Origin of the sequence: Sphaerisporangium rubeum (genome assembly GCF_014207705.1) — a bacterium.
GTDB lineage: Bacteria > Actinomycetota > Actinomycetes > Streptosporangiales > Streptosporangiaceae > Sphaerisporangium > Sphaerisporangium rubeum.
This window is the reverse complement of the sequence record NZ_JACHIU010000001.1, coordinates 6727434-6740807: the sequence shown is the minus strand read 5'-3', so window position 1 is coordinate 6740807 and position 13374 is coordinate 6727434. Positions and strand designations below refer to the sequence as shown.

9 protein-coding genes are annotated in these 13374 nt (G+C 72.9%); all 9 read left to right on the top strand.

The window, feature by feature from the left end; translation table 11 throughout:
- Nucleotides 1-97 precede the first annotated feature (97 nt).
- Entirely contained in the window at nt 98-367 is a 270-nt protein-coding gene (locus BJ992_RS28455) for a hypothetical protein (RefSeq protein ID WP_425503737.1), read from the top strand.
- Nucleotides 368-408: 41 nt separating this feature from the next.
- On the top strand, nt 409-2778 hold the full coding sequence (locus BJ992_RS28450; RefSeq protein WP_184986198.1) for a TcpE family conjugal transfer membrane protein: 2370 nt from the start codon (nt 409-411) through the stop codon (nt 2776-2778).
- Nucleotides 2779-2821: 43 nt separating this feature from the next.
- On the top strand, nt 2822-5299 hold the full coding sequence (locus tag BJ992_RS28445; RefSeq protein WP_184986196.1) for an ATP-binding protein: 2478 nt from the start codon (nt 2822-2824) through the stop codon (nt 5297-5299).
- Complete coding sequence (locus BJ992_RS28440; protein WP_184986194.1) at nt 5296-7746, top strand: type IV secretion system protein; 2451 nt, start codon at nt 5296-5298, stop codon at nt 7744-7746. The genes BJ992_RS28445 and BJ992_RS28440 overlap by 4 nt, the downstream gene beginning before the upstream one ends.
- Nucleotides 7747-7749: 3 nt before the next feature.
- Nucleotides 7750-8400 (top strand): hypothetical protein, encoded by a 651-nt coding sequence (locus tag BJ992_RS28435; RefSeq protein WP_184986192.1) that lies wholly within the window; start codon nt 7750-7752, stop codon nt 8398-8400.
- A complete protein-coding gene (locus tag BJ992_RS28430) occupies nt 8397-9479 on the top strand; it encodes a C40 family peptidase (protein ID WP_343072903.1) in 1083 nt (360 codons plus the stop codon). The genes BJ992_RS28435 and BJ992_RS28430 overlap by 4 nt, the downstream gene beginning before the upstream one ends.
- A 124-nt stretch (nt 9480-9603) precedes the next feature.
- Nucleotides 9604-9993 carry a (deoxy)nucleoside triphosphate pyrophosphohydrolase gene (locus BJ992_RS28425; RefSeq protein ID WP_184986190.1) on the top strand — a complete coding sequence of 130 codons (390 nt, stop codon included), beginning with the start codon at nt 9604-9606 and terminating at the stop codon, nt 9991-9993.
- Between the two features lie 159 nt (nt 9994-10152).
- Nucleotides 10153-11898, top strand: coding sequence for a hypothetical protein (locus BJ992_RS28420; protein ID WP_184986188.1), 1746 nt, complete (start codon nt 10153-10155; stop codon nt 11896-11898).
- Between the two features lie 352 nt (nt 11899-12250).
- Entirely contained in the window at nt 12251-13324 is a 1074-nt protein-coding gene (locus BJ992_RS28415; protein WP_184986186.1) for a hypothetical protein, read from the top strand.
- The last annotated feature ends 50 nt before the right edge of the window (nt 13325-13374 follow it).

Below are 13374 nucleotides of genomic sequence, written 5' to 3'. Positions count from 1 at the left end.
GGGCGAGGGTGGACCGAGGGGAGCGCATGGCGGGCCCTGAGCGGCACCGGCGGCGCGACCAGGAGCAGGAGGACGAGAGTTGGTTCTGAGAGTAATCGTGGAGAGCGCCTTGGAGCTCGTGACGCCGACGGCACCGGCGACCGGCGGGGTGAACACCGCGGGCCTGGCGGACTTCCTGCGGAAGTTCTTCGCCCCGCTGTTCCTCGTCGTCGTCTCCGTCGTGGCGATCTTCTTCCTCTTCACACGCGAGATCACCAGGTTCGTGCAGTTCATCATCCTGGCGATCGCCATCGGAGTGATCTTCTACGTGCCCAACATCATCGAGGTGACGGCGAGGGCGATCGCGGGGGCGCTCGGCATCAAGTGACCGTGACCGCGAGGCCGTGACAGGGAGAGGAGGATCATCGGGTGGACCTGCCTACCTATACGAACATCTGGCGGATCGAGAAGCGGCTGTACAAGCTGTACGATCTGCGGTTGCCGACGCCGCTTCCGATCGTCTGGGTCGGCGTGTTCGTGGGTGTGGTCGTGCCGTGGTCGGTCCTGCTCAGACTGGTCGGCGTCCCCTTCGAATCCCCCTGGCACGTGCTGTACATGGTGCCGCCGGGTGTGGTGACGTGGCTGTCGACCCGTCCGGTGATCGAGAGCAAGCGGCTCAACGAGCTGTTGCAGTCCCAGGTCCGCTACCTCGGTGAGCCGCGCACCTGGTGCCGCCTCGCCCCCGTCGAGGAACCCGACGAGATCACCCTCACCGCGCGCGTCTGGCGCACCTCCCCGGTGCCGGTCCGCGCCGGCGCGACCGCTGCGGCCGGCGCCAGGTCACGCCGCGGCACCCGGGCCAAGCCCCGGCACACGGCGCCGCGCCGCCGGCCCCTGGAGGCGTGGAACGCCGCACGTGCCGTGCCGTCGGTGAAGCCCGCCGCGCGCGTGGAGCCCGCTCCGCTCCTCGCCGGCGAGGTGCGGCCCGCCGTGGCCGCCGCCGCGGCCGCCGTGACCACCACCGCGGCGGAGGCCCCGGCACGCGTCCAGGAGCGGCCCCGCGTCACCTGGGGCGGCCTGGTCACCGAGTCCGCCGCGCCTCCGGCGTCCCGTGCCGCCACCCCGGCCGCACCCGAGCGCCTCGCCATCGGCGCCGTGCCGCCGGCCGCCGAGACCCTCGGCCCGCTGGCGCCGCCGGCTCCGGTACCTGTGTCCCGTCCCGCCGCGCGCGCGCTGCACCTGCCCTCCTCGCAGCCGCCGGCCACCACGCCGCCGCCTCCCGAGCCCGCCGCGGCCCCGGAGCCTGCCGCGTCCGGTGAGGCGGAGCAGCAGCCCATCGGCACCGAGGCCCTGCGCCGCCTGCGCAGGCTCGCCGCCTCCGCCGAGGCCAGGCGGACCGCCGAGCACCCCGCTCCACCCGGGCCGGCCGCCGTCCCGAATCCCACGACCTCGGAGCAGGCGGCCCCGGAACGCGCCGTCCCCAGCAGGGGCCTCGCCGTCGAGGCGCCGCGGCCGGGTCAGGAACGCCTGGTGTCGGCCAAGGACGCCGAGTTGCTCGCCACGCTCGGCGCCGAGGCCGCCGAGGCGGCCGAGCAGCACCGCAAGGGCCAGCCGCCGCGGCCCGCGCAGGCGGCGCGGGTGCCTGAGGTGCGCACGGCACGCTCGGGCCGTCCCCTCCCCGGCGAGACCGCCGCGTCGCGCGGGCCGGCCACGCCGCAGCGGTCCGCCGGCCGCACACCGGTGCGGCCCGGCAGCCGCGAGCCGGCGCCTCCGCTGTCCATCCGCGCCGTTCCGACGTCCCAAGGCGCCACCGCCGACCCGGCCGCGCCGTCGGTCCCCGTGCCGGTGCCGCGTCCCGGTGACGAGCCCCGTGTGCGCCGCGTCGAGTCGGTCGTCGGCCGTGACCAGTCCGGCGGGTGGCGCCGCATCGCGCAGGTCGTGGTCGGCGGCGGCGGTCCCGGCCGCGGCGACGGCACCGACAGCGACGAGGCCAGGGCCCGCACTCCGCTCACCGGCAGCCGCCGCGTCCTCGTGCTCGGCTGCAGCGGCGGCGCGGGCCAGACCACCACCGCGCTCATGCTCGGCCACACCCTGGCCCGGCACCGCGACGACCGCGTGCTCGCCGTCGACGCCAACGTCGGCGACCACACCCTCACCTCCCGCGTCCCCATCGACTCCCCCGAGACGCTGACGTCCCTGCTGGCCGGTCTGGACGGCGTGAACGGCTACCTCGGCATACGCGCCTACACCACCCGCTGCGAGTCGGGCCTGGAGGTCGTGGCCTCCGACTCCGACACGGCGGCGTCCCGGCGGCTCGCCGACCGCGGCCTGTTCTCCGACCAGCGCCTCGCGCAGACGGTCCGCCTGCTGGACCGCCACTACCGCCTCGTCCTCATGGACCCGGCCGCCGCGGTGGCGGCCCGCCTGCTGCCGTACGCCGACCAGCTCGTCCTCGTGGCCCCGGCCAGCGAGGACGCGTCCGAGGCCGTCGCGATGACCCTCGACTGGCTGGACGGCCACGGGGCCGGCGAGCTGCGCCGCCGCGGCGTCCTCGTGATCAACGGGGTGAGCCGCCGCAGCATGGGTGGCGTGGAGCAGGCGGAGGCGGTGGCCAGGGGCCGCTGCCGCGCCATCGTGCGGGTGCCGTGGGACGACGAACTGGCTCCCGGACGTCCAGGCGCCGCCGACCCGGCCCATGTGCGGGCCGGCACGCGGCGCGCGTACCTCGCACTGGCGGGGGTTGTGGCAAGCGGCCTGGCGGTGGCGAACCGCCCGAGCGAGGAGGAAGTGGCCCAGTGACGACCAGACGACGTGACCCGGTGACGGCGCGGCGGTCCCGCTGATGGCGCGATCGTCACGGTCGAGGAGCAGGCTGGCCGTCCGGTACTTCGACGACCGCGTCCTCCTCACCGACTCGGCGGCGTGGGCCTACTTCCGGCTTCCCACGGTGAGCTACGAGTTCGTCACCGCCGAGGAGCGCGAGGCGCTGGCCACCAACATCACCATCGCGCTCGCCGCGATCCGCATGTCCGACGCCGAGGTGCACCTGCGGGTCGCGCACCGCGCCTACCCGGCGGCCGAGTGGGCCATGACGCTGAACGCCACGTCCGACGAGGGGGACGGCTGGCGCGACTACCTGGAGGAGATGTACCGCCACGTCTGGGCCAAGGACTTCTGGAGCAAGGAGGTCTACCTCGGCGTGCGGCTCGGCAACCGCGGCGCTCAGCTCGGCACCGGCGTGCTGGCCCAGCTCATCGGCTTCTACCAGCGCAGCGAGAAGACCCTCGGCCTTGAGGACGACCACGTCCCCGAGAGCGAGATCGACAAGTGGACCGAGCAGGCCGAGCGCCTCGGCCGCGCGCTCGCCGCGAGCGCGCTGTACGCGAGGCACGCGAGCTCCGGCGAGATCGCCTGGCTGTTCCGTCACGCCGCCGCCGGCTCGGTCGGCGACCCGCCCGCGTCGGCGTCACCGACGCGCCGCTGGGGCCAGGGTGAGATCGAGTCGCTGGTCGAGGGCCAGATCCACAACGGCCGGTCGTTCCTGCGCATCCAGCAGCCCGGCGGCGACTCGTTCGTGGCGCACCTGTCGTTCGCGCGGTTCCCCGACCTGATGCCGTTCCCCGACGGCGAGCCGTGGCTGCACTTCGTCGACCAGTTACCTTTCCCGGTGGAGGTCAGCTCCCGCATGCGCCTGATCCCGCCGATCAAGGCGAGCAAGGACGTCGCGCGCAAGCTCGCGCACGCCAGGGACATGGACATCCACATCCGCGAGGCCGGGGCCGAGGCCCCCATCGCGCTGGCCGAGCAGATCGACGCGGCCCGCATGCTGGAGCACGGCATCACCAAGGAGCGGCTGCCGTTCGTGTACGGCTGGCACCGGCTGATCGTGGCCGCGCCGACCGAGGAGATGTGCCTGCAGCGGGTCGAGGCGGTGGTGGAGCACTACCGCGACATGGGCATCGACATCGTGAACTCCACCGGCGACCAGTTCTCGCTGTTCTGCGAGGCGCTGCCGGGGGAGCGGGTCCGGGTCAACGCCTACGCGCAGCGGCAGCCGCTGCGCACCATCGCCGGCGGCATGGCGACCGCCACCGTCGACCTCGGCGACCGCATCGACGAGTCCGGCGCGGGGTGGGCCGGGCCGTACATCGGTGAGACCCTCGGCCGGGCACGTTCCATCGTGCACTTCGACCCGCTGGTGGCCGCGACCCGCAACCGGCCGACGGCCATCGCCATCACCGGCGAGCCGGGTGGCGGCAAGACCACGCTGGCGCTGCTGCTGATGTACCAGATGGCGCTGCGCGGCGTGACGGTCGCGGTGATCGACCCCAAGGGGGACGCCGAGTCGCTGGTGCGGCTGCTGCAGGACCGTGGCCGCAAGGCGCGCGTCATCCCGCTCGGGTCCGCCGCGCCGGGCCTGCTCGACCCGTTCTCGTTCGGCGACGACATCGCGGCCAAGAAGACCATGGCCACCGAGACGCTGCGGCTGCTGCTGCCGCGCATGTCGGAGGAACGCGAGTCCGCGATGATCCAGGCCGTGGCCACGGTCTCCAACCAGCCCGAGCCGTCCCTCGGCAAGGTCGTGGACCACCTGGAGCAGGCCGAGGACGCCGCGTCACGCAACCTCGGCGCGGTGCTGCGGTCGATGTCCGAGATGCACCTGGCGCGGCTGTGCTTCGACCCCTCAGGCGGCGGCCAGATCGACACTGAGGGCTGGACCACCGTGTTCACCCTCGGCGGCCTGACGCTGCCTGACGTGTCCGCGGCCCGCGACGACTACTCCTACGAGCAGCGCCTGTCGGTGGCGATCCTGTACCTGGTGTCGCAGTTCGCGCGGCGGCTGATGAACGGCCTCGACCGGCGGGCCCCCAAGGCGATCTTCCTGGACGAGGCGTGGGCCATCACGTCCACCCCTGAAGGCGCCAAGCTCGTGCCTGAGGTGTCCCGCATGGGCCGGTCACGCAACACCGCGCTGGTGCTGGTGTCGCAGAACGCCGGTGACCTGCTCAACGAACAGGTCACCAACTGCCTGTCGTCGGTGTTCGCGTTCCGCTCCTCCGAGCGGGTCGAGGTGGAGCACGTGCTCGCGCTGCTCGGCGTCGAGCCGTCCGAGGAGCACAAGGCGGCGCTGCGCGCTCTCGGCAACGGCGAGTGCGTCTTCCGCGATCTGGACGGCCGCGCGGGACGTATCGGGGTGGACCTCATCTCCGACGATCTGCTGCGTTGGCTGGACACGAATCCGACGCATGACAAACCCGGCGAGAGAAGTGATGATCGCATTGGGACCAGGTCCGGCATGGCACAGGAGGTGCGGTCATGAGGCGTGGCGGACGGCGGCTGCGGCGCAAGATCCTGCTGGTCCTCGCGATCATCGCGGCGGTGGTCGTGGTGCCGATCGCGTTCTCGCCGACGGTGGCGAGCGCGGCCGGCCCGTGCGACCTGTCACCCGACCTCGCACCCGAGATGGTCGGCGGCGGCGTGGACGGCCTGGTCAAGCCGCCGCTGCCGGACGACGCCGTCCAGCCGACCACCGCGCCTGACGGCTCGGCCAGCACCACCACCGGCAAGATCGCCAACCCGGCGACCAACTACGAGCGGTACGGCATGGCCGGCCAGTTCTGGCACACCTACGAGCTCGGTTGCACCGACGTCGCCGCGGTGCTCGGCAACGCCTGGGCCAACACGGTGTTCTCCTGGGCCAAGGCCATCGACCGCATGACGATCACGACGTACGAGGCCGCGGCGACCGAGGGGCCGCTGCAGTCCATCAAGGACGTCGTCGACGACATCGTCACCAACCTGGCGAACGCGATGTACTGGCCGTACCTGCGCATCATCGTGCTTCTCGGCGCGGTGTGGCTCGCCTGGTACGGCTTGATCCGCAAGCGCGCCAGCACCACGGCGGAAGGCGTCATCTGGATGATCCTCGCCGTCACGGTCGCGGTGTGGTTCTTCAGCCGTCCCGGCGACTTCACCGGCCTCGGCAAGGCCGTCACCGACAAGACCGGCGAGATCGTCAACTCCGCGTTCAGCGGCCTGCCGGGAGCCGGCGGCGCGTCCTGCCTGCCGATGAAGGGGGAGACCACCCCCAAGGCCGGTCCCGGCGGGTACGGCCAGACCGGCACGCCAGGCGTCAGCCAGAACGCCGACGCGCTGTGGTCCACCCTGGTCTGCAAGCCGTGGCTCATGGGTGAGTTCGGCACCGCCGACGCGAGCGCGCCGGTGGTCGCCACGATGGGGCCGAAGGTCCTCGACATCCAGGCCTCCGACCTGCAGGAACAGGCGTCCGGTCAGAAACCGTCGTCAGGTGCGCACCAGACGCGCTTCAAGGACGAGGTGGCCGAGCCGCTGCGCGACACCCCGATGTTCTTCCTGTTCCAAGGCAAGGACTGGACCAGCAGGCTCGGCATCGCCATCGGCGCGCTCATCGCCGCCATGGTCGCCGGCGTGCTGATCTTCCTGGTCGCGGTGTCGCTCATCGCGCTCAAGATCGGCTTCCTGCTGCTGCTGATACTCGGCCCGGTGTTCCTGCTGATCGGCGTGCATCCCGGCACGGGCCGGATCATCGCCATGCGGTGGGTCGAGATGCTGATCGGCACCCTGCTGAGACAGGCGGTGCTCGCGCTCGTCCTAGGTGTGCTCGTGTACGGCTACGCGCTGATCATCTCGACGGCGCTGCCATGGGGCATGCAGATCATGTTCATGGCGTTGCTGACCATCGCCGTGTTCTTCTACCGGCGGCCGTTCCAGCACCTGTTCGCCTCGATGGACGGCCACACCCTGGCCACCCGCGTGCTCGGCGAGGCCGCCACGGCACCCACCCTGTCGCGCGCCGCGAACGTCCTGCCGCCGGTCGCCGCGGCCCGCATGGGCCGCTGGGGCATGCGCAAGGCCGAGCCGCTGGTCAACGCCGCCGCCGCCGTCAGCGCCGGCACCGCGGCGGCCACCGCGGCGAGCGTCGCACAGGGCCGGGTCCGCGGCGAGGAGGTCGCCGGAACCGGCCAGCAGAGCGGCACCCGTGTGCCTGCCGGAGCGCAACCCGCGCCGCTCGACGGGGACGGCCAGGCGGGGGTCCGCCGCAAGGCCACCGGCCGCGGCACGGCCGTGTCCCGTCCGGGAGCCGCGCCGCCGCTCAACCTGTCCGGCCGTCCCGCCGGCCCCGGCACGGCGGGTCCCGCGCTCCGCGGCGCCGCGCGAGGCGGCGGCGGCACCACGGCGGGCCCCTCGCAGCGGCCCGCGGCGGTACGCAACGGATCACCTGGCGCGCCGGTCTCCGCCGCCGGGCCCTCTGGATCGTCTGGTTCGTCCGGCTCCTCGGGTGGTTCCTCCGGCGGAGGCAGCTGGTTCGGCGGCGGCGGAGGCGGCGGATGGGCCTCGCGCGGTTCGCGCCGCGCCGACGCGCCACAGCGCACCACCGCGGGTGGGCCACGCGGCTCGTCCGGCGGCTGGCTGTCCGGCGGCGGGTCCTCGGGACGTTCCTCCTCGGGTGGTTCCTCCGGCGGCGCACGCGGCTCGTCGGGGGGACGTTCCTCCGGCGGCAGCCTGTTCGGCGGCTCCGGCGGCTCCACCCGCGGCTCAGGTGGCCCCGGCATCTTCGGCGGCTCCGGCGGACGGCAGGCGCCGAGGCCGTCCGGTGGCGCCGGTGGCGGCCGGCCGGGGGCCGGCGAGCCGCCGCCGCTGTGGCTGCCGCCGCGCGCCGACAGCGGACGCGGCGAGGAGGAGAACTCCCCGTTCTGGCTGAGGCCCTCCGGCCCGGGCAAGGACTGACGCATGGCCCAGCTTCGCGACCGGCGCGGGCTCGCCTTCGCCGGGGTGGTCGTGGCGCTGGCGGCCGTCGGCGTCTACCTGACGCTGCGGCCCCCGTCGCCGGGCCAGACCGGCGCGGCACCCGAACGTTCCGCCTCCGTCGTCACCACCGGCCCGGCCGAGCCCCCGGCCGGGTCCCCGGCCCCTCGTGTCTCGCCGGGGTCGTTCGACATCTACAAGTACCTTCCGTTCACCCGTGACCAGATCGCCGCCGCCGCCGACGCGGCCCAGCGGTTCGCCGTCTCCTACGCCACCTACCGCTACGACGAGGACCCCGTGTCGTACGCCGAGCGGCTGAAGGGGTTCACCACCGCCGAACTCGGCACCGTCCTGTCCCGTGACGTCACCACCCCCGCGCTCGTGGAGCAGAACCGCGCCGGCGAGATCGTGTCGTCCGGTTCCGCGCGGCTGAAGAACATCCGCGACATGGCAGGCGGGTCGATCGTGTTCGTGGTCACCGTCGTGCAGCACATCACCGCCAAGGACGGCCCGCAGGACCGCAGTTCCGACTACGCCGTCACGCTCACCCAGGTCGGAGCGGAGTGGAAGGTGTTCGACATGCAACCCGCCGATCTCGGCCAGGAAGGTGATCCCGGGCAGGGGTCGATCCAGTGACGTCGCGGCTGCGCATCGCGTTGATCGTCGGCCTCGCCGGTGTCGTGCTCGTCACCTTGATCATGGCGCCGATGCTGATGAGCACGTTCCCGTCGTTCCTCGGCGGCGGCAGCGTCACCGACTGCGCCGACGACTCGCCGAAGTTCGCCAACGTGTCCGACACCGCGCAGTCCGACATCCCCCCCGAGTACCTCGCGCTGTACAAGAAGTGGGGCCAGAAGACCGGGGTGCAGTGGACGGTCCTCGCGGCCGTCGGCAAACGCGAGACCGACCACGGCCGGTCCAACCTGCCAGGTGTGAAGAACGGCACCAACTACGCCGGCGCCGCGGGCCCCATGCAGTTCCTCATCAGCACCTGGGGCGGCAAGTCCAAGATCAAGGTGTCGAGCAAGTTCAACGGTTACGCATCCGACGGCGACAACGACGGCTACGGCGACGTCTACAACCCCGCCGACGCCATCCTCGGCGCCGCCAAGATGCTCAAGCGCAACGGCGCACCCGGGGACCTGCGCCGCGCGCTGTTCACCTACAACCGCGCCATCTGGTACGTCGAGCAGGTCCTGGAGATCGCCAGGAAGTACGCCTCCGACGGCACCCTCGACCTGCCTCCCGAGGCCGACCCCGCCTGTGACCCGCCGATCGTCGAGGCCGCACCCACCGACGTGGTCCGCAAGATCCTCCAGTACGCCTTGGCGCAGCGCGGCAAGCCGTACCGCTGGGGTGGCACGGGACCCGAGGGCTACGACTGCTCCGGCATCATCTACATGGCCTACCGCGAGGCGGGCCTGTCCATCCCCCGCACGACCTTCGGTCAGTGGCCCTTCGGCAAGAAGATCTCCGAAGGCGACGAGCAGGCCGGCGACCTGGTCTTCTTCAACGCCGGCCCCGGCACCTCGTCCAACAACCCCGGCCACGTCGGCATGGTCGTCTCACCGGGCAAGATGGTCGAGGCCCGCTGCACCCTCTGCGGCCCCATCAAGGTCACGACCTACCGCGACCGTCCCAACATCGTCGGCTACACCCGTCCCCTGCAGAACCCCAAGGTCCTGGAGCAACTCCGCAGCCTCGGCGTGACCTGACCCCGCCTGTCACGCACCGCACTCGCCATGGGTCTCCCTTCCGGCACGGACCGGCCACGGCTCGGGGACGGTGTGCGGTGTTGTTGAGGACGGATCGGCGCGGTGGTCCCTAGGCTTTACGCGCATGGAGAGGATTGTTGTGGCGGCGGCGATCATCGACGGCGGGAGGCTTCTGGCGGCGCAGCGTGCGGGGCCGCCGGAGATGGCGGGAGGGTGGGAGTTTCCCGGGGGGAAGGTCGATCCGGGGGAAAGCGACCATGACGCGCTGGTCAGGGAGTGCCGTGAGGAGCTCGGGGTCGGGATCTCGGTGGGGGAGCGGGTGGGTGGGGACTGGCCGCTGAGCCCCGGGTACGTGATGAGGGTCTGGCTGGCCTGTCTGGTATCGGGAGTTCCGTACCCTCATGAACATTTGGCGTTGCGATGGCTCGGCCGTGACGAGATCTTCGACATCGCTTGGCTGCCGGCCGACCTTCCTGTTGCCAAGGCCGTGTGGGATCTGATCATCGAAGATTGAAGTCGTTCCCCTGTGAGATAACTGCTACGCAGAGTGACTATGCTGAGGCGTAGCGTATCGGGGAGTGGGGTACAGACAATGGCCGGTTGGTTGAGACATGCCCGGATTGCACCAATTGTGGGTGCCGGAGCGCTGGTCCTGAGCGGCCACGGTGCCGCGATGGCGGCCGACGACCCGATGGCGGGCCTCGCGGCGGGCAGCCGCCTCAGCGTCCGCCTGGTGGACGCCGGCGGGCCTCTGCGTCCGGGCGACTCCATCAACCCCGGCGCGGTGGCGCACTTCCACGTGCGCATCGAGGGCCCCGCACGCGAAGCTCTGCTCACTGTCATCTCCAACCCGCAGGACGCGCCGGTCACGGTCCGCTGCACGTCCAAGCGGCACATCCTGCCTGCCTCCGGCGTCGTGCCGGACGCGGCGCAACCGGTGAACGTGTGCAGGTTCGACGAGATCACCGGTGCGCGCACCGTGGACGTCAAGGTGACCGTCCCTGAGAAGGCCGAGGAGATCGGTGTCACCGCCGTCGCCGAGATGCGCGACCCCGGGGGAGTGCAGTGGGTCAAGCGCATGGCAGGCGCCGAGTACCCCGTCGGCCGTCCCCTCCCGCTCTTCGCGCTCGAAGGCACCGCCACCTGGCAGGACGCCGCACAGGCCGGCATCACCGCAGCCACCCCGGAACCGGAGCACTCGGCACCGCTGACCGAACCCACCCTCACCGGACCGGCCGCCTCCGCGGAAGCCGCCACCCCCGGCTCACCCGGAGCCGGCGTCCCCACGGCGCCGGACGCGGCCACCCCGGCCGACGAGAAGGCCGAGCCACCGTCCGGCGGCACGCACGACGCGGCGAAGCAAGCGGCAGACAAGACGGCCGAGCCCCCACAGCCCCAGGCCGGCGCACAGCCCCAGGCCGGCGCACAGCCCCAGGCCGGCGCACAGCCCCCGGCCGGCGCACAGCCCCCGGCCGGCGCACAGCCCCCGGCCGGCGCACAGCCCCCGGCCGGCGCACAGCCTCCGGCAGAAGCACAGCCCCCCGCCGGTGCGCTCACCCTGGCCGGCTCTCCCACGGACGCGGCCTTGGCCGCCGGGAAGTCCCCCGACGCGCTCACTAGCGAGACGGCTGCCTTCGCGCCGCCGGCCCGGAGCCCTCTGGCCGCCGCGGAAGCCGGTGCGGCGACGGGTGGGGAGAAGGCCGGTACGGCGAGCGGTGCCGGCGCGGCCCCCGTCCGCGGGGAGACCGGCGCGGTACCCGGCGTCGAGAACACCGCGGCGGTACCCGGCCTGGAGGAGGTCGGCGCGGCACCCCGGCGGGTCATCTCGACGTCGTTCCCCAAGTCGGCTGTCGCCGTGCCTCGTCCGGCCCCCGGCGCTCCGGCCCGGCCGGCGGCGTCCACCGGTGCACGGCCGGCACCGGCGCACCCGAAGCAGGTGACGCCGAAACTGCCGGCGCCGCGTCCTCTCCCACCCCCCGTCCCCTTGACCGCGCCGTTGGCCGCTCCAATGGCGGCCCCCATGGCACCTCCGATGGCGCCCCCCATGGCCGCTCCCATGGCCATCCCGAACGCCGGCGCCGCGCAGGTCCCACCGGCGACCCCGGGCCCGATCCTCGCTCCCGGGGCCCCCGAGGCACCGCCGGCGTTCCCGCTGACCCCTGCCGGGCCGCCGAAGCCCGCCATGCCGGTCGACCCGCTGACGCCGGGAGGCCAGGCGCCGCAGGCACAGCCGCAGAACCCCGCCCCGCCGCGGCAGCCCGCCGGGAACCGTCAGGACCTCATGGCCGGTGCCGAGGACGAGATGACCGGCGTGCGGGGTTTCCCGGCCGTCGCCGCCGCGGTGGTACTCCTGCTCGCCGCTCTGTGGCTCCAGTCGGCCCTGCGCCGCCGGGCCGCGAAGAAGCCTCCGGCGCTGTAGGAAGGCCGGGATCCTTCTGAAACTTGACCCGGTGTGACGAAGAGCCGCAACCATCGGCACGTACCCGAACCCGGGCCGCGACGGGCCGCCTGCGCCGCTGAGCGGCCCGGGACGTCCGAAAAAGCGTCCGGTACGACGCAGGCACGCGTCCATCGGGACGTGCCGGAACACCGGTATCGGTCCGGCGGCCCGCCGGACCGATACCGGTGACCTCCGCGCTGGGTTTGTATGACTTGTGTCGTGGATTGGGCTTTACTGTTACGTTGCCCCAACTAAGATTTCCCTTGGATTGATCGGCTTCGAGGGAGAGACCCGGGGGGCGAAAGTGAGCGGACGCGTTCGCGTGACGGCCGTGTCCGCAGTGGTGGCGTCACTGGGGCTGACGGGAGTCGTGCTGCTGGCGGTGGCGCCGATGACGACCCCGAGGGCCAACGCCGCCAACGCCGCGGTGGCCGACCCCACGTCGGTCGAGCCCGAATGGGGAGACGTCACCGACAGCGGGACACCCGAACCCGACCCCGAGGTGACCGTCACGGTCACCCAGGAGCCCGACCCGACGGTCACCAAGACCCGGACCGTGGCCCCCGACCCGACCAAGACGATCAAGGTCACCAAGAAGCCGAAGCCGCCGGCGAGCAACACCGCGCCGGTCGTGCCGCCGGCCGCCACGCAGCCACCTCCCACGTCCATGCCGGTGCTGCCGACGAACGCGCCGGTCGACTCCCCCACGCCGCCGGCCACCGAGTCCCCGGTGCAGGACCCGCAGCTCTCCCTGGCCCCGGTGGACCCCCCGTCCGACCCGGGCCCCACGCCGGCCGCGTCGTTCGAGGAGCCGACCCCCGACTCGGTGCCGATCGAGATCCGCAACGCGTCCCCCGAGTACGACCAGCTCACCCTGAGCCGTAAGCTCGCCATCCCCGGTGTCCTGCTGGCCGTGCTCGTCATGCTGGGTGTCCTGGTCTTCGAGGGCCGCATGCGCCGCATGGCCCACGCCGCGGCCGTCCGCAGGGCCGGGCCGCGTTCGCCGGGCCGCCACCGCGGCGACCCCGAGATGCCTCCGATGCCGGGTTACCCGATCTACCAGAACGGTGCGGCCTACGCGCCGATCATCAGCTTCGTCCCGGTGCACCCGGGCCACTACGGCGACCCGCAGCAGCAGCCGTACGGCTACCAGTACGTCTACGACCCGAACGCCGCCTTCGGCCAGCACGGCGTCCCGCACCCCGGCATGGGGATGCCGACCGGCATGTACGGCCCGGCGGAGCCGTGGCCGCGTACCGCCGACCCCGGCGCCACGACGGGCATGCCGGCCGACCCGCAGCAGGCGCCGCACGGCCCCACCGGCACCGTGCAGGCCCCCATCCCCGGCGCACCGGCGGCGGGCCGGCACCGCGGCGTCGGCAGGTTCTTCCGCCGCCGCTCCTGACGTCAAGACACAAGGAAAGGGCCCGGCCCCACCAGGGGGACGGGCCCTTC